General features: G+C 64.2%; 25 protein-coding genes. 11 read left to right on the top strand and 14 right to left on the bottom strand.

Annotated elements, in window-relative coordinates:
* The first annotated feature begins 124 nt into the window (after positions 1-124).
* The 4 genes from metX (at position 125) to F0185_RS21695 (ending at position 3,784) form a co-directional block, all read left to right on the top strand.
* A complete protein-coding gene (gene metX / locus F0185_RS21680; protein WP_229477138.1) occupies positions 125-1,246 on the top strand; it encodes a homoserine O-succinyltransferase MetX in 1,122 nt (373 codons plus the stop codon).
* Positions 1,243-1,860 (top strand): methionine biosynthesis protein MetW, encoded by a 618-nt coding sequence (gene metW / locus F0185_RS21685; protein ID WP_167227993.1) that lies wholly within the window; start codon positions 1,243-1,245, stop codon positions 1,858-1,860. Before metX ends, metW begins: the two co-directional genes overlap by 4 nt.
* 97 nt (positions 1,861-1,957) lie before the next feature.
* Entirely contained in the window at positions 1,958-2,875 is a 918-nt protein-coding gene (locus F0185_RS21690; RefSeq protein WP_167227995.1) for a M48 family metallopeptidase, read from the top strand.
* A complete protein-coding gene (locus tag F0185_RS21695) occupies positions 2,876-3,784 on the top strand; it encodes an RluA family pseudouridine synthase (RefSeq protein ID WP_167227997.1) in 909 nt (302 codons plus the stop codon).
* Positions 3,785-3,802: 18 nt separating this feature from the next.
* Here F0185_RS21695 and F0185_RS21700 read toward each other — a convergent pair whose 3' ends face one another.
* On the bottom strand, positions 3,803-4,573 hold the full coding sequence (locus tag F0185_RS21700; RefSeq protein ID WP_167227999.1) for an exodeoxyribonuclease III: 771 nt from the start codon (positions 4,571-4,573) through the stop codon (positions 3,803-3,805).
* A 67-nt stretch (positions 4,574-4,640) separates the two neighbouring features.
* Between F0185_RS21700 and pyrE the strand changes: the two genes are divergently transcribed.
* A complete protein-coding gene (gene pyrE, locus F0185_RS21705) occupies positions 4,641-5,303 on the top strand; it encodes an orotate phosphoribosyltransferase (RefSeq protein WP_167228001.1) in 663 nt (220 codons plus the stop codon).
* 38 nt (positions 5,304-5,341) lie between these two features.
* Here the strand turns inward: pyrE and F0185_RS21710 are convergent, their stop codons facing one another.
* The 7 genes from F0185_RS21710 to gatC all read right to left on the bottom strand — a co-directional run bounded on the left by F0185_RS21710 (position 5,342) and on the right by gatC (position 10,828).
* The gene (locus F0185_RS21710; RefSeq protein ID WP_167228003.1) at positions 5,342-5,776 is read right to left on the bottom strand and encodes a hypothetical protein; all 435 of its coding nucleotides are present in this window, start codon (positions 5,774-5,776) and stop codon (positions 5,342-5,344) included.
* Positions 5,773-6,168: a hypothetical protein gene (locus F0185_RS21715; protein ID WP_167228005.1), complete on the bottom strand. Its 396-nt coding sequence runs from the start codon at positions 6,166-6,168 to the stop codon at positions 5,773-5,775. The genes F0185_RS21710 and F0185_RS21715 overlap by 4 nt, the downstream gene beginning before the upstream one ends.
* A gap of 77 nt (positions 6,169-6,245) precedes the next feature.
* Positions 6,246-6,788, bottom strand: coding sequence for an endonuclease V (locus tag F0185_RS21720; RefSeq protein ID WP_167228007.1), 543 nt, complete (start codon positions 6,786-6,788; stop codon positions 6,246-6,248).
* A gap of 7 nt (positions 6,789-6,795) precedes the next feature.
* Entirely contained in the window at positions 6,796-7,455 is a 660-nt protein-coding gene (locus F0185_RS21725; protein ID WP_167228009.1) for an SMI1/KNR4 family protein, read from the bottom strand.
* Between the two features lie 5 nt (positions 7,456-7,460).
* Positions 7,461-8,921 carry an Asp-tRNA(Asn)/Glu-tRNA(Gln) amidotransferase subunit GatB gene (gene gatB / locus F0185_RS21730; RefSeq protein ID WP_167228010.1) on the bottom strand — a complete coding sequence of 487 codons (1,461 nt, stop codon included), beginning with the start codon at positions 8,919-8,921 and terminating at the stop codon, positions 7,461-7,463.
* Between the two features lie 57 nt (positions 8,922-8,978).
* On the bottom strand, positions 8,979-10,454 hold the full coding sequence (gatA, locus tag F0185_RS21735; RefSeq protein WP_167228012.1) for an Asp-tRNA(Asn)/Glu-tRNA(Gln) amidotransferase subunit GatA: 1,476 nt from the start codon (positions 10,452-10,454) through the stop codon (positions 8,979-8,981).
* A gap of 71 nt (positions 10,455-10,525) precedes the next feature.
* Entirely contained in the window at positions 10,526-10,828 is a 303-nt protein-coding gene (gatC, locus tag F0185_RS21740; protein WP_167228014.1) for an Asp-tRNA(Asn)/Glu-tRNA(Gln) amidotransferase subunit GatC, read from the bottom strand.
* 342 nt (positions 10,829-11,170) lie between these two features.
* Between gatC and F0185_RS21745 the strand changes: the two genes are divergently transcribed.
* The 6 genes from F0185_RS21745 to F0185_RS21770 all read left to right on the top strand — a co-directional run bounded on the left by F0185_RS21745 (position 11,171) and on the right by F0185_RS21770 (position 18,246).
* Positions 11,171-12,214, top strand: coding sequence for a rod shape-determining protein (locus F0185_RS21745; RefSeq protein WP_166893231.1), 1,044 nt, complete (start codon positions 11,171-11,173; stop codon positions 12,212-12,214).
* A gap of 241 nt (positions 12,215-12,455) precedes the next feature.
* On the top strand, positions 12,456-13,598 hold the full coding sequence (gene mreC, locus F0185_RS21750) for a rod shape-determining protein MreC (protein ID WP_167228016.1): 1,143 nt from the start codon (positions 12,456-12,458) through the stop codon (positions 13,596-13,598).
* Entirely contained in the window at positions 13,595-14,107 is a 513-nt protein-coding gene (gene mreD / locus F0185_RS21755) for a rod shape-determining protein MreD (protein WP_166893227.1), read from the top strand. The genes mreC and mreD overlap by 4 nt, the downstream gene beginning before the upstream one ends.
* Before the next feature lie 15 nt (positions 14,108-14,122).
* A complete protein-coding gene (gene mrdA / locus F0185_RS21760; RefSeq protein ID WP_167228018.1) occupies positions 14,123-16,105 on the top strand; it encodes a penicillin-binding protein 2 in 1,983 nt (660 codons plus the stop codon).
* 4 nt (positions 16,106-16,109) lie between these two features.
* A complete protein-coding gene (gene rodA, locus F0185_RS21765) occupies positions 16,110-17,222 on the top strand; it encodes a rod shape-determining protein RodA (protein WP_167228020.1) in 1,113 nt (370 codons plus the stop codon).
* Between the two features lie 13 nt (positions 17,223-17,235).
* Positions 17,236-18,246: a septal ring lytic transglycosylase RlpA family protein gene (locus F0185_RS21770; RefSeq protein ID WP_167228022.1), complete on the top strand. Its 1,011-nt coding sequence runs from the start codon at positions 17,236-17,238 to the stop codon at positions 18,244-18,246.
* Between the two features lie 21 nt (positions 18,247-18,267).
* Here the strand turns inward: F0185_RS21770 and F0185_RS21775 are convergent, their stop codons facing one another.
* From F0185_RS21775 to F0185_RS21800, 6 genes are read right to left on the bottom strand one after another with little or no spacing between them, the layout of a single operon-like run.
* Positions 18,268-19,023: an SPOR domain-containing protein gene (locus F0185_RS21775; protein ID WP_167228024.1), complete on the bottom strand. Its 756-nt coding sequence runs from the start codon at positions 19,021-19,023 to the stop codon at positions 18,268-18,270.
* Complete coding sequence (locus tag F0185_RS21780; protein WP_167228026.1) at positions 19,017-19,769, bottom strand: type III pantothenate kinase; 753 nt, start codon at positions 19,767-19,769, stop codon at positions 19,017-19,019. The genes F0185_RS21775 and F0185_RS21780 overlap by 7 nt, the downstream gene beginning before the upstream one ends.
* A gap of 1 nt (position 19,770) precedes the next feature.
* The gene (locus tag F0185_RS21785) at positions 19,771-20,559 is read right to left on the bottom strand and encodes a biotin--[acetyl-CoA-carboxylase] ligase (protein ID WP_167228028.1); all 789 of its coding nucleotides are present in this window, start codon (positions 20,557-20,559) and stop codon (positions 19,771-19,773) included.
* A complete protein-coding gene (locus F0185_RS21790) occupies positions 20,556-21,338 on the bottom strand; it encodes an SDR family oxidoreductase (protein WP_167228030.1) in 783 nt (260 codons plus the stop codon). The genes F0185_RS21785 and F0185_RS21790 overlap by 4 nt, the downstream gene beginning before the upstream one ends.
* Before the next feature lie 19 nt (positions 21,339-21,357).
* Positions 21,358-22,026, bottom strand: coding sequence for a thiol:disulfide interchange protein DsbA/DsbL (locus tag F0185_RS21795; protein ID WP_167228032.1), 669 nt, complete (start codon positions 22,024-22,026; stop codon positions 21,358-21,360).
* Between the two features lie 15 nt (positions 22,027-22,041).
* On the bottom strand, positions 22,042-22,728 hold the full coding sequence (locus tag F0185_RS21800) for an SPOR domain-containing protein (RefSeq protein ID WP_167228034.1): 687 nt from the start codon (positions 22,726-22,728) through the stop codon (positions 22,042-22,044).
* Positions 22,729-22,747: the final 19 nt, after the last annotated feature.

The raw sequence follows: 22,747 nt of genomic DNA on the forward strand, positions 1-22,747 counted from the left end.
GTTTTCTCCGGTAATCGACGATGCCTTGGGTTCCCGCCTTCGCGGGAACGACGGTTTTTAGTTTAGCGGTTTTATCATTTTTTCGAATCTCATGTCATCCATTGGAATAGTCTCCCCGCAAGCGATGCGCTTTGCCGAACCGCTGCGGTTGCAGGGCGGTGGCGCCCTGGCCGAGTACACCCTGGTGTACGAAACCTACGGCACCCTCAACGCGGACAAGTCGAACGCGGTGCTGGTCTGCCACGCCCTGAACGCCTCTCACCATGTGGCCGGCACCTACGAGGGCGATCCGAAAAGCACCGGCTGGTGGAACACGATGGTCGGTCCCGGCAAGCCGCTCGACACCGACCGCTTCTTCGTCATCGGCGTGAACAACCTCGGTTCCTGCTTCGGCTCCACCGGCCCGATGCACCTCAATCCCGCCACCAATAAACCCTACGGCGCCGCCTTCCCCGTGGTGACGGTGGAAGACTGGGTCGCCGCGCAGGCGCGCCTGGCCGACGCCCTCGGCATCGCGCAGTTCGCCGCCGTCATGGGCGGCTCGCTGGGCGGCATGCAGGCGCTCGCGTGGAGCATCATGTTCCCCGACCGCCTGCGCCACTGCGTCGTCATCGCCTCCACGCCCAAGCTGTCGGCGCAAAACATCGCCTTCAACGACGTGGCGCGCCAGGCGATCCTGTCGGACCCGGATTACCATGGCGGCGACTTCTACGCGCACGGCGTGGTGCCGAAAAACGGCCTGCGCGTGGCGCGCATGGTCGGTCACATCACCTACCTGTCGAACGACGACATGGCCGAAAAATTCGGCCGCAAGTTGCGTAACGCCGCCGAAAACAACGACTACAAATTCGACTTCGGCATCGACTTCGAAATCGAATCGTACCTGCGCTACCAGGGCGACAAGTTCTCGGAGTACTTTGACGCCAATACCTACCTCTTGATCACCAAGGCGCTCGACTACTTCGATCCGGCGCGCGAGTTCGGCGGCTCTCTTACACGCGCGCTGGCTGGCACCAAGGCCGAGTTTTTCGTCGCCTCGTTCAGCACCGACTGGCGCTTTTCGCCCGAGCGCTCGCGCGAGATCGTCGAGGCGCTGGTATGCAACCGGCGCCGCGTGACCTACGCCGAAATCGACGCCCCCCACGGCCACGACGCCTTCCTGCTCGAGGACGAGCGTTACATGAACATGGTGCGCGCTTACTATCAGCGCATCTGGGAAGCCATGCCGGTGAAAGGGCAAGCATGAATTTTCAAGACCTCTCCAGCCTGCGCCCCGACCTGGCGTTCATCGCGCATTGGGTGCCGGAGCAGTCGCACGTGCTCGACGTGGGCTGCGGCGACGGCGCCATGCTGCGCTATCTCCAGAGCGGCAAGGGCTGCACCGGCTACGGCATCGAAATCGCCGACGACTCGCTGCTGGCCAGCGCGCGGCGCGGCATCAACGTGATCCAGCAGGACATGGAAAAAGGCCTCGGCCTGTTTTCCGATAATTCCTTCGACACGGTCCTGTGCCTGTCATCCTTGCAGATGATGCAGAACGTCGAGGCGCTGCTGCGCGATATCGTGCGGGTCGGCGCCGAAGCGATCGTCTCGTTCCCCAACTTTGCCTACTGGCCGCACCGCATGGCGCTGCTCAAGGGCCGCATGCCGGTCTCCAAGTCGCTGCCGTACCAGTGGTACGACACGCCCAACGTGCGCTGCGCAACCATTTACGATTTCGAGGAACTGGCGGACGAATGCGGCCTCGAAGTGCTGGAGCGGGTCGCGCTGGCCGATGGCAAGCCGGTCTCCTTCCTGCCCAACCTGCGCGGCAGCCTGGCGGTGTTCCGGCTACGCAAGAAAGCGCGTCCGGCGGCATAAGATCACGCAGGCAAACCGGTGCGCGCTTATCGTGTGCGCATCAACGCCGGTTTCCTGCGATGATGTTGTTATCAAATACACAGCATAGAAACGACACATGAAACAGATCAGACCAATATTGCTGGCTGTGGCACTCGCCTGTTCGACCCTGGCTAGCGCCCAGCCCTTGCCGATGCCGATCAAGACCGAGGCGAAGGGCAAGTCCGGGGCGGCGGTGCAGGACGGCATCCAGGTGCGGCCGATGCCGCGCTACCGCGTGCTGGCCTCGGCCGAGCGCATGGATGAAGAAGCGGCGCAGCAATACACGCAACTGATGGGCCAGGCCCAGCAGAAGGGCGCGCTGGTGCCCGACAACCATCCCGAGGTGATCCGCCTGCGCGCCATCGCCAAGCGCATTATTCCGCACGCCGCGCGCTGGAATCCGGAAGCGGCCAAGTGGAACTGGCAGGTGAATCTGCTTTCCTCCGATCAGGTGAACGCGTTTTGCATGCCGGGCGGGCGCATCGCGTTTTTCAGCGGCATCTTGACCAAGCTGAAGCTGACCGACGATGAGGTGGCGGCCATCATGGGCCACGAAATTTCGCACGCACTGCGCGAACACGGGCGCGGGCAAACGGTCAAGTCGACCGCGACCAATGTCGGTGCGCGCCTGGGCGGCGCCATCGTCGCGCAAGTGTTCGGCTTGGACCCTGCCACCACCGACACCGTGGCCCAGTACGGCGCGCAGTTCGCCTCGCTCAAATTCTCGCGCGACGATGAACGCGAAGCCGACCTGATCGGCCTGGACCTGGCCGCGCGCGCCGGTTTCGACCCGCGCGCCGGCATTATCCTGTGGCAAAAAATGGCAGAGCAAAACAATGGCGCGCCGCCGGCCTGGCTCTCGACCCACCCGGGCGGCAAGGAACGCATCCGCCAGATGCAGGCGCACATGGGCGTGCTGCTGCCGCTGTACGCGCGCAGCCAGAACACCACGGTCGGGCAACTGCCGCCGTACCGCAGCAACGCGACCGACTAAATGGGACGCCAGGCCGACGCCAACGCGCACGTTCCGCTGCCCATCCGCGATGGCGTCGCGCCCAGTTATTTGTGGCTCGACGACAACCCAACTGGCGGCGCGCTGGCTTTCCTGACGGGTCATTTTCCCGATGTGGGCGAGGCGACCTGGCGCGACCGCATGGCGCGCGGCGAAGTGGTCGATGGCGGCGGCGCCGTGCTCGGCCCCGACTGCGTGCTCAAGCGCGGCATGCGCATCTGGTATTACCGCGAGCTCGAGGCCGAGACGCCGATTCCTTTCGAGGAACAGATCCTGTTTCGCGACGCGCATTTGCTGGTGGTCGACAAGCCGCATTTCTTGCCGATGACACCCGGTGGGCGCTTCCTGCACGAAACTTTGCTGGTGCGGCTGAAGAACAAGACAGGGCTGACGCAGCTCACGCCCATCCACAGGCTGGACCGCGAAACGGCCGGGGTGGTGATTTTTTCGCACCAGGAAGCTACCCGTGGCGCTTACCAGTCGCTGTTCCAGAAGCGCAGCGTGCACAAGGAGTACGAAGCGCTGGCCACGCCTTTGCCGGCGCTCAATTTTCCACTGGTTCACCGTAGCCGCATGGTCGAGGGAAATCCATTTTTCCGCATGCAAGAGGTGGCGGGCGAGCCGAATTCGGAGAGCGTGGTCGATGTCATCAAGCCGCACGGTGACGCCATGCTGTACCGCTTGCAGCCGCATACGGGCCGCAAGCACCAGTTGCGGGTGCACATGGCCGCCCTGGGCGCGCCGATCCTGAACGACGCGTTTTATCCCGAGGCGCTGCCGTGCAAGGGCGATGACTTCGCCAACCCGCTCAAGCTGCTGGCGCGCGCAATCGGCTTCGACGACCCCTTGACCGGGCAGCCGCGCCGCTTCGAGAGCCAGCGCGTCCTGTAGCGCCTTGGCGTGCCTTTCTCAGAGGCGGTAATCGATGATCAGCGGTGCGTGATCCGAAAAGCGCTCATCCTTGTAGATAGACACTTCCCTGGCCTGCGCCGCGATGCCGGGCGTTGCCACGTGATAATCGATACGCCAGCCGACGTTCTTGGCGTACGCCTGGCCGCGGTTGCTCCACCAGGTGTATTGCTCGGGCCGCTTGTCAATGCCGCGATGCACGTCGACGAAGCCGACTTCATCGAAAACCTTCGTCAGCCAGGCGCGCTCTTCCGGCAGGAAGCCGGAATTCTTCTTGTTGCCTTTGAAGTTTTTCAGGTCGATCTCGTGGTGGGCGATATTCCAGTCGCCGCAGATGACCACCTCGCGGCCCTCGGCGCGCAGTTCAAGCAGGTGCGGCAGGAACAATTCCATGAAGCGGAACTTGGCCTCCTGGCGTTCTGGCGAGGAAGAGCCGGACGGGCAGTAGACCGAAATGATGGTCAGGTTGCCAAAATCGGCGCGTACGTAGCGGCCTTCGGCATCGAATTCCGGGCTGCCGAAGCCGATCCGCACGGCGTCCGGCGCAACCCGGCTGTAGATGCCGGTGCCCGAGTAGCCTTTTTTCTCGGCGTAATGGAAATGGCCGTGGTAGCCGCCCGGCGTCAGGAATTCCTCTGTCATGTCGGGCAACTGCGCCTTGAGCTCCTGGACGCAGACGAAATCGGCGGTCTGGTTCGCCATCCAGTTGAAAAAGCCCTTCTTGTGAGCGGAGCGGATCCCGTTCAGGTTCGCGGAAATAATTTTTGGCATGGTTCCAGGGGGTGAGGAGGGTGGCGTAAAATAGTGCCACTTTTCTATATGAACAAATGAGGTCGTCGTGAATAATTTGCGCCAACAGTTTATCGCGTTTTCAGTGTCGGCGGGCGTGTTGCGCTTCGGCGAGTTCACCACCAAGGCGGGCCGCCAGTCGCCGTATTTCTTTAATGCCGGCCTGTTCCATGACGGCGCCACCCTGGCCCAGCTGGCGCAGTTTTACGCGCAAACCCTGATCGACTCAGGCATCGAATTCGACATGCTGTTCGGGCCGGCCTACAAGGGCATCACCCTGGCGTCGGCCACGGCGGTGGCGCTGGCCGGCAAGGGACACAACACCTCGTTCGCCTACAACCGCAAGGAAGCCAAGGACCATGGCGAGGGCGGCACCATCGTCGGCGCCAAGCTGGCGGGCAAGGTCGTCATTATTGACGACGTGATCTCGGCCGGCACCTCGGTGCGCGAATCGGTCGACATGATCCGCGCCGCCGGCGCCGAGCCGTGCGCCGTGCTGATCGCGCTCGACCGCATGGAGCGCTCGGGCACGGATGGCGCATTGTCCCCGAGTTCGGCGGTGCAGCAGGTCAGCCAGGAGTTCAATATTCCGGTCGTGTCGATCGGGAACCTGGAAGACTTGTTCACCTACCTGAACGCGGCCGGGGCCGATCCGGAGATGGCGCAGTACAAGGATGCGGTGTCGGCGTACCGGACCCGCTACGGGGTGTAAGGCAGAGGGCGCCACGCGGCGCCCTCTGCACGCTCGTCTTAGTTAAGCTGGCCGGTGGCATGCTCGTGTTCGGGTAATGACGTTTCGGCTGTGCGCCTTTTGCAGGTAAAAATATAGCCGCGGTCGAATTCCTTGTCGAAATAGCGGCTGTATTTCATTTTTACCATGCTGTGCTCGACATCGAAGTCGTCCAGAAGGTCATCGAGCTCTTCGTCGTCGGTATCGATGATGTTGACGTGTGCAATCATGACGCGCTCCGCGCTGTCGCAGACAGCATAGTATTTGTCGACGATATAGCTGATTACGTCAAATGTGGCACATCGATCCATCCAGGGCGCGGAAGCGGCCAATTCCCATGCGTTGTCTCCCCAGGCTAGAAGCATGGCGAAGAAAGTCAGGTCTCCTTTTTCCTGCGAAATTTCGCGTTCAATCACCGCCAGCTTGTTCAATAGAACCTTCAAATCTTCTTTCATATATTCCTCACAAGAAACGATGCTGATGCCAGCCTGGCGCGCGCATCTCTTTCAGGCATCGTTCCTGCCTGTCGATATCGTTCTTCAGGTGACCATTCATACACATTCGACCAATGGGAGCCAAGTTTGTTCCGGACTTTTTCTTGAAGGCCCGTCAGGTCGAGCAGTTTTTCAAGGTCGTGCATACGAAGCGATGGAAAGCGTTCAAACTCTTTACGCGACTCGGGATATCCGGCCCAACACAGGTTGACGCAAATCCGCGCCTTGAGGATCATCTCGACGGCGTAGCCGCTGAGATATGCCGATCCGTCGAATTGCCGCGCGATCAACAAAGCGGTGGCCTCGTGCAGGCGCGTGCGGGCAAGTTTTTCAAGGTCGGCGATGGTGAGCATGATGGGTAGTCGGTCGGATTCACACCACTCAGTCTGACGCCGAAAACAAACGCTTGTTTGCGCGCCCTCAATCGCGTTCAGCTCTGCGGTAAATCCTGCGCAATGCCGGCCGCGCCCGCCAGTGCCTGCTCGCGGCAGAGGCGGTCCACCGTTTTCAGCAATACCGGCATGCGATGCGGTCCGTGCATGGCCGCGATGTGTTGCCTGGCCTCGGCCAGCTCCAGCCCGATGCAGGTGATGAACAGCGCCTTGACGCTGTCGCCGCGCAGCAGTCTGTAGTCGTCGCCGATGCCGGCATACGCTGTCTTCGCCACGCCGATGACCCTGGCTTTGCCGCCCAGCGCATCGTACAGATGCTTGCCCAGTCCGGCCTGGGAATGCCCGTCGAGGAACACGAAGCCGTCGATGACGATGGTCTCGGGAAGCTGGTCGAGTTCATCGAGCAGGGCGAGGATGCAGGGCAATTCGCGTTTGTAGAATTCGCCAGGAACATATTCACCGACACCAGGCTGCTTCTTGCTGACCGCCGCTACCGGCGCTGCGTCATCCCAGCGCTCGAACAGCAACCCTGCGGCATAGCCACAGTCGTCGTCATATTGCACGTCCACGGCAAGGATCATCTGTCGGTCATCCCGGATTGTCCTGCACTTCGCGCAGCGATGTATCGAGCCACAATTCATACCACGCCAGGAAGGTGATGCGTCCCGTCTGACCGAATGAAGTGTCCGGATGGATGCCGCCATCGCAGCAACGGTCATCCATCCAGATGTGGCCGTACTCTTCGCCCGCCACGACCAGGCACACATCGTCGCCGCAGCCGAAATCGCAGATCGTCAGCAGCCCGCAGCGCCACTTGTCATCGCTGTACACGGCTTCCCACCGCATGTAGGCGTCCTTGTCGCCTGGATCGCCCTCGTAGCACATGTTCCATGCGCCGCTCATCTGAAACGCTGTCGACAACTGGCCGGCGCGGTCGCTGCTTTTAAGTGGCAACATGCCGTAATACGGCCCCGCGCCGCCATCGCCGACGTGCAGCAGGTACTGGCGGTACTCGTCCGGCAACACGATGCCGTGCTGGCGCTCGAACGCGCTGACCTGGGCCGCTGTCTTGACCGGGTCCAGCAGGTACTTGTGGGTGGAGGCGCCAAACAGGGCCAGCTGCGGATCGGCCAGCCTGAGCGCCTGGAGCTTGGCCTGGATGCGTTCGATGGACGGATGGATGGTCATGACCGGGAAGGGGAGTGCGGGAACAACGCCATCCCCACGCACTGGCGGAGATGGCGCCATGCTGCTTACGCTGCCAGCTTTTTCTTGAGCAACTCGGTCAGCTCAGCCGGGTTGGCCTTGCCTTTGGATGCCTTCATGGCCTGGCCGATCAGCGCGTTGATGGCCGCTTCCTTGCCGGCGCGGTATTGCTCGACCGATTTGGCGTTGGCCGCCAGCACGTCATCGACGATTTTCTCCAGCGCGCCGCTGTCGGAGATGGTCACCAGGTCTTTTTCCTTGATGACCACATCGGCGATGTGCTCGTCGTTCGACCTGGCTTCCCACATGCCCGCGAACACTTCCTTGGCACTCTTGTTGGAAATCGTGCCGTCGGCGATGCGCTTGATCATCACGGCCAGTTGCGACGCTTCCACCGGCGAATCGGCGATCTCGACGTTTTCGCGGTTCAGGGTCGAGGCCACGTCGCCCATCAGCCAGTTGGCTACGGTCTTGGCTTGCTCTTTCCCGGTCTTGGCGACCACGGCTTCGAAGTACGAGGCCATTTGTTTCGACGAGGTCAGGAACAGGCTGTCGTATTCCGGCAAGCTGTAGTCGCCGGCGAAACGCGCGCGCATCGCGGCCGGCAATTCCGGCATGTCGGCCTTGACGCGGGCGATCCATTCGTCCGAAATGAGCAGCGGCGGCAAGTCTGGATCGGGGAAGTAGCGGTAATCCTGGGCGTCTTCCTTCAAACGCATCACCGTGGTTTTCTTGGCGTCCGGATCCCACAACACGGTTGCTTGCTGCACTTTGCCGCCATCTTCGATCAGCTCGATCTGGCGCCGCACTTCATAAGCGATCGCTTCTTCCATGAAACGGAAGGAGTTCAGGTTCTTGATCTCGCAGCGGGTGCCCAGCGCGGTCGTGCCGGCCTCGCGCACCGACACGTTGACGTCGCAACGGAACGAGCCTTCCTGCATGTTGCCGTCGCACACGCCCAGCCACACGACCAGGGTATGCAGCGCTTTGGCGTACGCTACGGCTTCGGCCGCGCTGCGCATTTCCGGCTCCGACACAATTTCCAGCAGCGGCGTGCCGGCGCGGTTCAGGTCGATGCCGGTCATGCCGGCGTAGTCTTCGTGCAGCGACTTGCCGGCGTCTTCTTCCAGGTGGGCGCGCGTCAGGTTGACAGTCTTGGTCTGGAACTGGCCATCTTTTTCGAAGCCGAAGGTAATCTTGCCGCCGATGACGATCGGATCGGCGAACTGGCTGATCTGGTAACCCTTCGGCAAGTCCGGATAAAAGTAGTTTTTGCGCGCAAACACCGATTCATGCGCGACCTTGGCGTCCACCGCCAGGCCGAAGCGGATCGCGCGTTCGACCGCGCCGCGGTTCATCACCGGCAGCACGCCCGGTAAAGCCAGGTCGACCGGGCTGGCCTGGGTGTTCGGCTCGGCGCCGAACTGAATCGAACTGCCGCTGAAAATCTTGGAGTTGGTCGTGAGCTGCACGTGGTTCTCAAGACCGATGACGACTTCCCATTGCATAGTGTTCTCTTTTCTTGTCAGGTTGCCGGTGCGCACCTGGTGCGCACCCGGCGAAAATCAGATGCCGGCCGGCGCGCGGGTGTGCCAGTCGGTCGCCAGTTGGTACTGGTGGGCAATATTGAGCAGCTTGGCTTCGGCAAAGTAATTGCCGATGATTTGCAGGCCCACCGGGCGCTTGCTGTTCTTTTCGCCCTGGCCGAAGCCGCACGGCACCGACATGCCCGGCAAACCGGCCAGGCTGGTCGACAGGGTAAAAATGTCGGCCAGGTAGTTGGCCACCGGATCGTTGGCCTTGTCGCCCAGGTCCCAGGCCACGGTCGGCGCGACCGGTCCCATGATCACATCGCAGGTATTGCCCAGCGCGGCCTGGAAGTCGTCGGCGATCAGGCGCCGGATCTTCTGGGCTTGCAGGTAGTAGGCGTCGTAGTAGCCGTGGCACAGTACATAGGTGCCGACCAGGATGCGGCGCTGCACTTCCGGGCCGAAACCTTCGGCGCGCGATTTTTTGTACATCTCTTCCAGGCTCTTGTACTCGCTGGCGCGGTGGCCGTAGCGCACGCCATCGAAGCGCGACAGGTTGGACGACGCTTCGGCCGGGGCAATGATGTAGTAAACAGGGATCGAGAGCGACGTTTTCGGCAGCGAAATGTCAACCAGGGTCGCGCCCAGCTTGACAAATTCGTCGAGCGCGGCGCGCACGGCCTGTTCGACGTCGGCCGCCAGGCCTTCGCCGAAGTATTCTTTTGGCAAGCCGATGCGCAAGCCCTTGAGTGGCGCGTTCAGGTCGCGCGTGAAGTCTTCGCGCACATTGCCCTGTTCGGCGGTCAGGCTGGTCGAGTCGCGCGCATCAAAACCGACCATTTCATTGAGCAACATCGCGCAGTCTTCGGCCGTGCGCGCGATCGGGCCGCCCTGGTCGAGCGAGGAGGCGAAGGCGATCATGCCGAAGCGCGATACGCGCCCGTAGGTCGGCTTGATGCCGGTCACGCCGCAAAACGCGGCCGGCTGGCGGATCGAGCCGCCGGTGTCGGTGGCGGTGGCGGCCGGCGCCAGGCGCGCGGCGATCGCCGCGGCCGAGCCGCCCGAGGAGCCGCCCGGCACGGCCAGGGTGTCCCACGGATTCTTGACCGCGCCGAAGGCCGAGTTTTCGTTCGACGAGCCCATCGCGAATTCGTCGCAATTGAGCTTGCCCAGGGTGACCATGCCGGCGTGCCTGAACTTGTCCACGACCGTCGCGTCGAACGGACTGGTGTAGTTGGCCAGCATCTTCGAGCCGGCGGTCGAACGCCAGCCCTTGGTGACGAAAATATCCTTGTGCGCGATCGGGATGCCGGCCAGCGGGCCGGCATTGCCGGACGTCAGCAGCAGATCGGCGGCTTTGGCTTGTTCAAGCGACAAGGCTTCATCGACCTGCAGGAAGGCGTTCAGTTCGCTCGCCTTGGCGCGTTGCAGGAAGTGGGTGGTCAGCTCTGTGGCTGAGATCTGCTTCGCGTGCAGGAGCGCGGACAGCTGTTGAATGGTGTTTGTATGCATGGCGGATGCTCGACTGACGTGATTTCGGGTTGGCTCAAATGGCTCGGTGACGAGGGCGACCTCAGGGGACCTTATTCGATCACTTGCGGCACCAGGTACAGGCCGTCCTGGGTCTTCGGCGCCGGCGCCTGGTAGGCTTCGCGCGCGTTTTCCTCGGTGACGACGTCGTCGCGCAGGCGCAGCGGCAGCTTGCCCAGGATCGCCGCCAGCGGGTGCGAGAGCGGCTCCACGCCGCTGGTGTCGACGTTCTTCATCTGCTCGGCCAGGGCGAAAATACCGTTCAATTCCACCAGGGCGGTTTCGGCGTGGGCCTCGTCCATCTCGAGCTGGGCCAGTTTGGCGATGCGTACTACTTCTGAAAGTGTCAGGGACATGGAATTTGCGCGGCGCGGGCCGCGTTCAAAAAAGTGTGGACAAATAAACTGTGGACGAATAGTGAAGTTTCGATAACAGAGCGCTAAAGCCGATAAAAGCTTCCTAAAGGCCCTGATCTCACAGGGGGAATAGGCGCGCAAAACACCGGTTTTTCAGCGATTAACGCGCAAATTATAAGGTAGAATGGCGGGCTAATGCGTTGTCGGCGCCGAATAGGAGTGGCCGCAGCATCCAAACAGCCGTGCCGGTGCGGGTAGTCAGCGCGCGGCGGCTGTATTTTTCGTAGCGTTTCTCTACTCATTTTAATGCTTACGCGCAGTCCGTTGCGCATCAGGACACTCATGTTTGGTTTTTTACGCAGCTACTTTTCCCGCGATCTGGCCATTGACCTCGGTACGGCGAACACCCTGATTTATGTGCGCGGAGAAGGCATTCTCCTCGACGAACCTTCGGTTGTTGCGATCCGCCAGGAAGGCGGCCCGAACGGCAAAAAGACGATCCAGGCAGTCGGCAAACAGGCAAAGCAAATGCTCGGCAAGGTGCCGGGCAATATCGAGGCGATCCGCCCGATGAAAGACGGCGTGATCGCCGACTTCACCGTCACCGAACAGATGCTCAAGCAGTTCATCCGCATGGTGCACGACTCCAAGGTATTCCGTCCTTCCCCCCGCATCATCATCTGTGTTCCCTGCGGTTCGACCCAGGTCGAACGGCGCGCGATCCGCGAATCGGCGCTCGGCGCCGGCGCCTCCCAGGTGTACCTGATCGAAGAGCCGATGGCCGCGGCCATCGGCGCCGGCCTGCCGGTATCCGAAGCGACCGGCTCGATGGTGGTCGACATTGGCGGTGGCACCACCGAAGTGGGCATCATTTCGCTCGGCGGCATGGTCTACAAGGGCTCGGTGCGGGTCGGCGGCGACAAGTTCGACGAAGCCATCGTCAACTACATCCGCCGCAACTACGGCATGCTGATCGGCGAACAGACGGCCGAAGCGATCAAGAAGTCGATCGGTTCCGCCTTCCCCGGTTCGGAAGTGAAGGAAATGGAAGTCAAGGGCCGCAACCTGTCCGAAGGCATTCCGCGTTCGTTTACCATTTCGTCGAACGAGATCCTCGAAGCGCTGACCGATCCGCTCAATAACATCGTCTCGGCCGTCAAGAACGCGCTCGAGCAGACCCCGCCGGAACTGGGCGCCGACATCGCCGAAAAAGGCATGATGCTCACCGGCGGCGGCGCCCTGCTGCGCGACCTCGATCGCCTGCTGATGGAAGAAACCGGCTTGCCGGTGCTGGTGGCCGAAGATCCGCTGACCTGCGTGGTGCGCGGCTCCGGCATGGCGCTCGAGCGGATGGACAAGTTGGGCTCGATCTTCTCGTACGAGTAATGTCATCGCAAGCAGGCCGCGCCGCGCGCCGCGCGCGCGGCGATGTGTCGGCTTGCACTGCCGGCGTGGCTGGCGTACCGTTCAGATCTTCGGCTTGCAATGCATTGGGATACCAGGGACAGACCCAATTGAACAATGCATGCAAGCCGCAGGTCTGACCATGGCGCGCCGTCCCCGGATGTTGCCCCGCCGGGCTCTCGCCTGGCCCTCGCTTGGCCCTTAGTCCCGCTTATTGGATTTCATGGAATACAGTCCTCCGCCACTCTTCAAGCAAGGCGCCCCAGCCCGGGTCAAGGTGACGGTTTTTGCGTTTATTTCGATCGCCCTGCTGATGATCGATGCCCGCGTCCAGGTGTTGTCCTCGGTGCGCAAGGTGGCCGGCACGGTACTCTATCCGCTGCAAATGGCGGCCCTGATGCCGCGCGACGCGCTGGCGAACATGGGCGGCTATTTATCTTCCGTTTCCTCGCTCAAGCAGGAAGTGCGCGACCTCAAGATCGAGCAGGTCGCGGTCGCCGAAAAACTCCAGCAAGCCCAGCTCCAGAGCACCGAGAACGCCCAGCTGCGCAAACTGCTCGGCGCGCGCGAGCATGTGCCGGTCAAGACCATGCTGGGCGAAATCCTGTACGACGCGCGCGACAGCGCCACCCGTAAAATCGTGCTCGACCGCGGCAGCCAGCACGGCGCCGCGCTCGGCCAGCCGGTGATCGACAACGCCGGCGTGGTCGGCCAGGTCACGCGCGTGTTCCCGTTCACCTCCGAAGTAACGCTCCTGACCGACCGCGAACAGGCCATTCCGGTGCAGGTGCTGCGCAACGGCTTGCGCAGCGTGGCCTACGGGCGCGGCCAGTCCGGCACGCTCGACCTGCGCTTTGTCGCGCCGAATGCCGACATCCAGGTCGGCGACGTGCTGATCACCTCCGGCATGGACGGGGTCTACCCGGCCGGCCTGGCGGTGGCCAAGGTCAGCAAGGTCGAGACCAGCGGCGCCGGCGCGTTCGGCGGCGTGGTGTGCCAGCCGCTGGCCGGCATCGACCGCAATCGCCACCTGCTGATATTAACCAGCGCGCCGCAACTGCCGCAGCGCCCGGACGACGAGCCGCCCGTGCCGGCCAAGAAGAACCTGCAGAAGATGGCACCGATTAAAGAGGGCGCCGTCCCGATTGTCGCCGACGCGCCGAAAACGCCGCCGGCCAAGACGGACGCCATCCCGGCCAAGTCGGCCGCTACCCCGGCCAGGGTGGGCGCCACGCCGGTCAAGGCGGCGGCCACGCCGGCCAGGACGTCCGCCACGCCGGCCAGGGCGGCCACGCCGGTACCGGCGCCCGCCGCGCCCGCACCGGCCGCCACGCCGGCGCCCGCACCCAAGGATACGAACCGATGAACCGCCCGCATTACATCCTGCTGCCCGTCAGCCCGCTGTTCATTACGTTCAGCCTGACCTGCGCCTTCATGCTCAATCTGCTGCCCTGGGGGCATTGGGTCGGCGCGCCCGACTTCGTGGCGCTGGTGCTGGTTTTCTGGGGCATCCACCAGCCGCGCAAGGTCGGCATCGGCGTGGCCTTTTTCATGGGCTTGCTGATGGACGTGCACGAAGCGACCCTGCTCGGCGAAAACGCGCTGGCCTACACCTTGCTGTCCTACCTGGCCATCATGATCCACCGCCGCGTGCTGTGGTTCCCGGTGCTGACCCAGGCGCTGCACGTGTTTCCGCTGCTGCTGGCCACCCAGGCGATCCAGCTGGTGGTGCGCGTGATCGTCTCGGGCAAATTCCCCGACTGGACGCACTTCATCGAAAGCGTGGTGGCCATCGCCCTGTGGCCGGTGATTACCTGGATGCTGCTCGCGCCCCAGCGGCGCGCCGTCGACCGCGACCATACGCGCCCGATCTGATGGTGCGGATGCGTCATGACTGAATTAACCAATAACGACCGCGAAATCCACCTGTTTCGCATGCGCGTGCTGGCGCTCGTGGTGCTGGTGTTCATCAGCTTTTCCGTGCTGATCGGGCGCATGGTCAACCTGACCGTGGTCAAGCACGACGGCTTTGCGGTACAGGCCGAGGACAACCGCATCGCCATCGTTCCGATCGTGCCCAACCGCGGCCTGATCGTCGACCGCAAGGGCGTGGTCCTGGCGCGCAACTACTCGGCCTACACGCTCGAAATCACCCAGTCCAAGCTGCGCAACACGCTCGACTCGGTGATCGACGAGCTCTCCACGCTGATCGAGATCGAACCGAAGGACCGCAAGCGCTTCAAAAGCTTGCTGGCCGAGTCGAAGAACTTCGAGAGCGTGCCGCTGCGCACCCGCCTGACCGACGACGAAGTGGCGCGCTTCGCCGCCCAGCGTTTCCGTTTTCCCGGCGTGGAGGTGCAGGCGCGCCTGTTCCGCCAGTACCCGCTGGGCGAAGCGGCCTCGCACGTGATCGGCTACATCGGCCGCATCAACCAGAAGGAATCGAAGGAGATCGACGAGCGGCCCGACAAGGCGAACTACAACGGCACCGACCATATCGGCAAGGAAGGGCTGGAAAAAAGCTACGAAGAGCAGCTGCACGGGCGCACCGGCTACCAGAAGATCATCCGCACCGCCAGCGGGCGCGCGGTCAGCATCCTGTCGCGCACCGAAGCGACCGCCGGCAGCAACCTGATCCTCTCGATCGACATCGAGCTGCAAAAGATCATTGAAGAAGCCTTCGGCGAACACCGCGGCGCGCTGGTCGCCATCGAGCCGGAGACAGGCGACATCCTGGCCTACGTCTCGCGCCCCGGCTTCGACCCGAACCTGTTCGTCGACGGCATCGACACCCAGAGCTGGAACGAACTCAATACCTCGCTCGACCGCCCGCTGATGAACCGCCCGCTGCAGGGTACGTATCCACCCGGATCGACCTTCAAGCCGTTCATGGCGCTGGCCGCGCTGGAACTGGGCAAGCGCACCCAGAACCACACGATTTCGGACGCCGGCTACTTCACCCTGGGCGGCCACACCTGGAAGGACGACAAGGCGGGCGGGCACGGCATGGTCAGCCTGACCGATTCGATCGTCATTTCATGCAATACCTATTATTACCAGCTGGGGAACGAACTCGGGATCGACGCCATCCACGACTTCATGAAGCCGTTCGGCTTCGGCCAGAAAACCGGGATCGACCTGGAAAACGAAAAGATCGGGGTGCTGCCGTCGAAAGACTGGAAGCGCGGCCGTTTCGCCAAAAACAAGCTGATGCAGACCTGGGTCGGCGGCGACACCGTCAACGTCTCGATCGGCCAGGGCTTCAACAGCTACACCATGCTGCAGCTGTCGCACGCGGTGGCCACGCTGGCCAACAACGGCGTGGTGATGAAGCCGCACCTGGTCAAGATCGTCGAAGATAGCGTCACGCGCGCGCGCACCCTGACGGTGCCGAAGGAAAGCGCGCGCATCCCGCTGCGCCAGGAGAATATCGATTTCATCAAGCGCGCCATGGTCGGCGTCTCCGAGCGCGGCACCGGCAAGACCGTGTTCGCCAACGCCGGCTACGTCGCGGCCGGCAAGACCGGCACCTCGCAGGCGGTGGGCCTGCGGCGCGGCGAAAAGTACAACGCCAAGAACGTCAACGAACGACTGCGCGACAATTCGCTGTACATCACCTTCGCGCCGGCCGACAAGCCGCGCATCGCCCTGGCGCTGATCGTCGAAAACGCCGGTTTCGGCGCCGCGGTGGCCGCCCCGATCGCGCGCAAGGCGCTCGACTACTACCTGCTGGGCAAGCGCCCGGCCGGCAAGGACGGCACCAAGGTGCCGAAAGAAGACGTGGAACTGGTGCCGCTCGAAGAATTCAAGGCCGACACCGCCACCGAAATGCCATACAAGCCGGGCGCCGAAACGCCGGCGCCAAAGGACTGACGCCATGCGCCTGAACGAACGACGCTCGCTATGGCGACGCGCCAAACCCTACCTGCTGGTGTTCGACGCGCCGCTGGCGATGGTCATTTTCATGCTGCTGTGTACCAGCCTGGTGACGATGTACTCGGCCGGCGCCGACTTTCCCGGCCGCGTCGAAGGCCAGTTGCGCAACATGATGATCGCCTTCGTGGTCATGTGGCTGGCGGCCCAGGTGCCGCCGCAGACGCTGATGCGCCTGGCCGTGCCGGTCTACACGATCGGCGTGACCCTGCTCGTTGCGGTATTCATGTTCGGCGTGATCAAGAAGGGCGCGCGCCGCTGGCTGCACATCGGCTTCGACATCCAGCCGTCCGAGATCATGAAAATCGCCATGCCGCTGATGCTGGCCTGGTACTTCCACCAGAAGGCAGGGCTGGTGCGCTGGCATTCGTTCATCATCGCCACCGTGCTGCTGGCCGTGCCGGTCGGCCTGATCCAGCTGCAGCCCGACCTGGGCACGTCGCTGCTGGTGCTGGCCTCGGGTTTTTACGTGATCTTTTTGGCCGGCCTGTCGTGGAAGGCCTTGCTTGGCTTGTTCGTGGCCGGCGCCGCCAGCCTGCCGGTGGCCTGGTCGCTGATGCACGACTACCAGCGCGAACGGGTCATGACCCTGATCGATCCCTACGCCGACCCGCTGGGCAAGGGCTTTCACATCATCCAGTCGACCATCGCGATCGGCTCGGGTGGCGTGAGTGGCAAGGGCTGGATGAAGGGCACCCAGGCCCACCTCGAATTCATCCCCGAGCGCACCACCGACTTTATCTTCTCCGTGTTTTCGGAGGAATTCGGGCTGATCGGCTTTCTCGGCCTGCTGCTCTTGTACCTGCTGCTGATCGGACGCGGCATGATGATCGCGGCCAATGCACCGACCTTGTTTTCGCGCTTGCTGGCCGGCGCGATCACGATGATCTTCTTTACGTACGCCTTTGTGAACATGAGCATGGTCAGCGGCATCCTGCCGGTGGTGGGCGTGCCGCTGCCGTTCATGAGCTATGGCGGGACCGCTTTTGTGACCCTCGGACTGGGGGCAGGTATACTGATGAGTATCCAGCGGCACCGCAAGCTGGTGCAAACCTGACCACGGAGCCACGATGGCGGTATCAAAAACGCTTCCACCTTCCATTGCGCTATGCGCACTGGCCTTTTTTCTGAGCGCCTGCGGGACCGATTCGGAAGGCCACCGGCGCATCCTGCCGTTCCCGTCGCCGGGCGCCAAGCCGGCCAAGCATGGCGAGCTGCCATCCCTGCCGCGCGCCGGTTCCGGGCGCGGCGGCTACTACCAGGATGACGGCCCGGGCGACAATCCGCCGCCCAACCTGAACGACGTGCCCGACGCCGTGGTCAAGAACGAGCCCTACGCCCGCTACGCCAACCGGCCCTACGTCGTGTTCGGCAAAACCTATACCCCGATGTTGGGCGAGCAGCCCTTCAGGCAGCGCGGCGTGGGCAGCTGGTACGGCAAAAAATTCCACGGCCAGAAAACCTCGTCGGGGGAACTGTACGACATGTACAAGATGACGGCGGCCCATCCGACCTTGCCGATTCCATCGTACGCGCGCATCACCAGCCTCGATAGCGGCAAGCAGGTGGTGGTGCGCATTAACGACCGCGGGCCGTTTCATTCGAGCCGGGTGGTCGACGTGTCGTATACGGCCGCGCTCAAACTCGGCTTGCTTGGCAAGGGCAGTCACACGGTGGAAATCGAAAGGCTGCTGCCGAACGCGCAGGAGCGCATCGCCACCATCCGGCGCCTGGCGCCGGAACCGGACGGGGAAGTGAACACGATGGCGGTGGACATGCCGCCGCCGGGCGAAAGCAGCGCGCTGGCGCTCACGCCGGCGCCGGTTGCGGCCCAGACGCCGGCGCCGCCGCAATCCGGATTCTACCTGCAGCTGGGCGCCTTCAGCCGCGCCGACAAGGCGGCCGACGTGCGCGCGCAGATCGCGGCCACGGGCGGCGCGCTGTCCGGCGTGGCCGTGGTGCAGGGCGGTGCGCTGCACCGGCTGTTCAGCGGTCCGTTCGCGAGCCGGGACGAGGCCCTGCGGGCGCTGCGCGACCTGCCGTCGACCTTGCGCCTCAAACCGATCATCGTGCAGCGCTGAGCGCGCCGCACTCCCGCCGCCTTATTTGCAGCTGCGCGCCTGCTGGTCCGGAAAACGCGCCAGCACCGCATCGACCTTGGCCTTGGCCGCCGGTTCCAGCGCGCGGAAGCGGTACGCCATCTTGGTCGCCTGGCTGGTGCGCCCGGCCACCTTGGCGCCGACCACGCCCTGCTTGGTCAAGGTCGCCAGCAAGGTCTGGGCCGATGTCTCCGACTTGAACACGCCGAGCGAAATCGCATATTTCATCGGGCTGTTGTCGTTCATGATGAAATAGCTGGTGATTCCGAGTTCCTTCAGTTCGGCCGCCTTGCGGTCGGCCGCTTCCTTGCTGCCTGGCGAAGGAATGAATACGATATGGCTGGTCACTTCGGGCACGCCGACGTTCTCGCGCGTCTGGCGCTGGCCCAGCGCCAGCGGCGCCAGCAAGGCTTCGAAGCGACGCGCATCCGGCGGCGCAAAGTTTCCCACCAGGGTGCACGCGACCAGCTCCGGCTTGGGTTCCGGCTTCGGTTCCGGCTTCGGAACTGGCGGCGCCGGCGCTTTGCTCATCACCAGCACCGGCGTTGGCGGCGGCGCGACCGGCTCGACCTCCGCCGTGGTATCGGGGGGCGGCGGCGGCGGGCGCGCCGCGACCAGCTTGATGTTTTCGGCGCCGACCTGGTTGCGCATGCGGGCCGGCTCGCGCTCGTTTTCCCTGAAGTTGCCGAGCATGCCCTGGCCGAACGCGAACAGCACGGCATTAATGGCAAGAAGGGTCCAAAATATGAATTTCAACACGGGCTATCCTGGAGTGGCGAAGACGTGACGGTGGAATGAAGGCCGATCAGGACGATATTATCGACGATCCGGTGGCCGATCGACAGGCGCAGCACGGGAGCGATGTACTGCGCCGCGCCGCCCGAGACGATGCAGGCGCTGGCGCCGTGCAGCGCGCAGGCGCGTTCGATGGCGCCGGCCTGCGCCGACAGGCAGCCGGACAGGATGGCGTCGGCGGTATTGTCGGCGAAGCCGGCCGGCAGCGTGGCGCCGGGCGCCACCTGGGGCAGTTGCGCGGTATTGCGCGCCAGCGAGGTGGCCATCAGGCCCAGTCCGGGCAGGATCATCCCGCCCAAAAACACGCCGTCGGCGCTGACCGCGTCGATGGTGGTGGCGGTGCCGCAGGTGGCCACGATCACCGCCTGGCCGGGCATGAGTGCGCGCGCCCCGAGCGCGGCGGCGAAGCGGTCGCACCCGAGCTGGGAAGGATCGCGGTAAGCGTTGCGCAGGCCGGCCAGCTGCGCCTTTGATGCGAACCAGGTGACGTCGGTGCTGGGCATCATCAGCTGCAACTGGTCGCGCAGCTTGCTGCCGGCCACGTTCGACACCAGCGCGCGCGTGACGCCCTGCGCCGGCCAATTGGCCGGCAGGTGATTGATGTCGGCGTGGGTGACGGCGCCGCTGGCCACCCATTGGCCTGGCGCGGCGCCCTCGTCGGCCAGGGCCCACTTGATGCGCGTATTGCCGGCGTCGATCAATAACAGCATGCTAGGCCTCCCGCAGCGACACGTCGCCGGCCACGATGGCGATGCGGCCGGCGGCCGTGTCGAGCAGCAGGCGCCCCCAATCGTCCACGCCGGCCGCCACCCCTTCGTGCAGGGTCACGCCGCGGTCGATGATCACCACCGGCACGCCCTGCCAGGCATGCAGGCGGTTCCAGCGCGCGCAAAAGGGCGCAAAGCCGTCCTGCGCGAACTGGCCCAGGTTGGCCGCCAGCGCGCCCAGGAGCTGGGCGATGAGCGCGTTGCGGTCCATCTGCGCCAGCCACGGAGCGGCGGCCACGGAGCGGCCGATGCGCTGTTCGATGTCATCGGGCATGAGCAGATTGAGGCCGACGCCGATCACCGCCCACACGCCGCCGCTTGGGGCGGCCTGGGTTTCGATCAGCACCCCGGCCAGCTTGGCGCCGTCGCGCAGCACGTCGTTGGGCCACTTGAGCTGGACCGGCACATCGAGCGCGCCGAGGGCGTCGGCCAGCGCCACCCCGACCGCCAGCGGCAGCCCGGCCAGCTCGCGCAGCGGCCCGGCAAAATGCCAGGCCAGCGAAAACGTCAGCGCCGTGCCGGGCGCGGACAGCCAGCTGCGGCCCGCGCGTCCGCGTCCGGCCGTCTGGTGCAGGGCCACGCGCAGCACTGGGCGGCGCAGGCCGGCGGCGCGCGCCAGCAGGTCGGCGTTGGTCGATCCGGTTTCGGTGACCACTTCGATGTCGATCGCGCCGGCGGGCGTACCATAGTGGCGTGCGATCGCGCCCGCATCCATGGCGAAGGTCTCGTTCATGGCGCGCCCTTGCTTGCATTGCGCGCCTTGTGGGGCGCGTTGACGAAGGCCAGGTCGTACAAGAAGTCGGGCAGCAGCCGCAGCAACTTGGCCACCACGCCCATCTGCCACGGGATGACACGGTAGGTGGCGCCGGCGGCGATGGTCTTTACGGCCCTGGCGGCAAAGCGCCCGGGCGTCATCAGGAACGGCATCGGATAGGAATTATGCTTGGTCATGGGGGTGTCGATGTAGCCTGGTGCGATGGTCACCACGCCAATGCCGTGCGGCTTGAGTTCGAGCCGCAGCGACTCGCAATACACGCGCACAGCCGCCTTGGACGCGCTGTAGGCGCCGGCGCCGGGCAGGCCGCGCACCCCGGCCACGCTGCCGATGCCAACCAGGCGGCAGGGCGTGTGCTGCGCTTTCATGGTGGCGATGAAGGGCGCGAAGGTGGCCATGGTGGCGCCGACGTTGGTGGCGATGATGGCGTCGAACACCTCCATGTCTTCGGCGTATTCGGTCAGGGTGCCGACCGAAATGCCGGCGCAGGCGATGACGATATCGGCCCCGCCGCAGCGGGCGATGAAATCGACGGCGGCGGCGACCAGTGCGGCGCGGTCGGTCACGTCCAGCACGTACACCAAGTGCCGTTCGGGATGGGGCAACTGCGCGCGCAGCGCGTCGAGCGCGTCGCGGCGGCGCGCCACCAGGCCCACCGTGGCGCCGCGCGCGGCGTATTCGCGCGCCAGCGCGGCGCCCAGCCCGCTCGACGCGCCGGTGATGAACACGCGGTTCATGGGGCGCGGCCAAGCATGGCTATTTTTTTTCCGCGGCCGCTTTCGCGACCAGGTGATCCATCACTTGCAGGGCCATCTGCTGCTGCTGCGCTTCGCTGGCCTCAGTCACGGCCGAGCCGGCTTGGGTGGGCGAGGTCAGGTAGCGGCCGGCGATGGCGATCTTCGGCCAGTCCTGGACCTTGTAGGCGGCCACCATGCCGTTGGCGCGTCCCAGCTTGGCCTGGATGCCGAAGGAGCGGTAGGCATTGGTGAAGGCGGCGCGGTCGATGCCGGCGCCGGCGGCCCAGTCGAACACCTGCTCGTCGTTGCCGAAGCGCTGGTGCTGCTCATGCATCGCGGTAAACACCTTGGCGTGGTACTGCGGCGCGATGCCCATCGATTCGAGCGTGTAGTACAGGCGCTGCTGCGGCACCACGGCCGGCGTGTGGCCCAGGTGGACGCGCTTGAAGACGATCTTGTCGCTGTTCTTCTTGACCCACTCGGCCAGCACCGGCTCGAAGCTGGCGCAGTGAGGGCAGTAGTAGGCGAAAAACTCGGTCACTTCGATCTTCTGGCCGGCGTCGGTGTTCTGGGTCGCGGCCAGGGTGGCGTATTCGACGCCGCTGGACGGCTGCTCGGGCGAGGCGCTGGCGCCCGCGCCCGCGCCGCACAGCGCCAGGGCGAGCATGATCTTGAAAAGAGTAGGCATGTATGTGATCCGTGGTTATTTCTGGTTGCGTACGATGGCCACGTCGATGCCGGCGTCGACCAGCTTGGCGCGCGCCTTGTTCATCGACTCGACCTGGCCGAAGGGGCCGATGCGCACCCGGTGCAGCACGCCGCTGTCGTTGGCGCGCTCGCTGATGACCGCTTCGAAGCCGAGCAGCGCCAGCTTGGCGCGCGTGTTCTCGGCGTCGCCCACTTCGCGGAAGGCGCCGGCCTGCAGGTAGTAAGTGATCTTGTCCTCGGCCGGTTCGGCGGCGGCCGACGGCGCCACGTTCTGGGCCGGGGCGGCGGCCACCTGGGTTGGCGCCGGCTTCGGTGCGGGCGGCGGCGTGGCCGGCAAGGCCGGTTTCTCTTTCATATTCGCGATGGCCGCGCCGAGCGGATCGGCTTCGGCCGGGGTGCCTGGCTTGGGCTTGTCGGTGATCTGCTTGTTGGCCGCGCGCGCCGCGTCCTTGTTCCCGTACAGCGGCTTGTTCGGATCGGCCGCCTGGCCGGCGGTCGGTTCCGTCATCTTGCCGGCCTTGCCGGTTTTATCGGTAAACGGCGTCGCGCCCTTGGTGATCGCCAGCGCGACCGCGACAGCGATCACCAGGCCCACGATCAGGCCGATGACGATGCCGGTGAGGGTATTGCCTTGCTGGTACTTGAACGAGAGCTTGAGCCGAGGGCGGGAATCGCGTGTCATTGGAGCTTTCAATCGCATT

The sequence above is a fragment of the Massilia rubra genome (genome assembly GCF_011682065.1).
Lineage (GTDB): Bacteria > Pseudomonadota > Gammaproteobacteria > Burkholderiales > Burkholderiaceae_D > Telluria_A > Telluria_A rubra.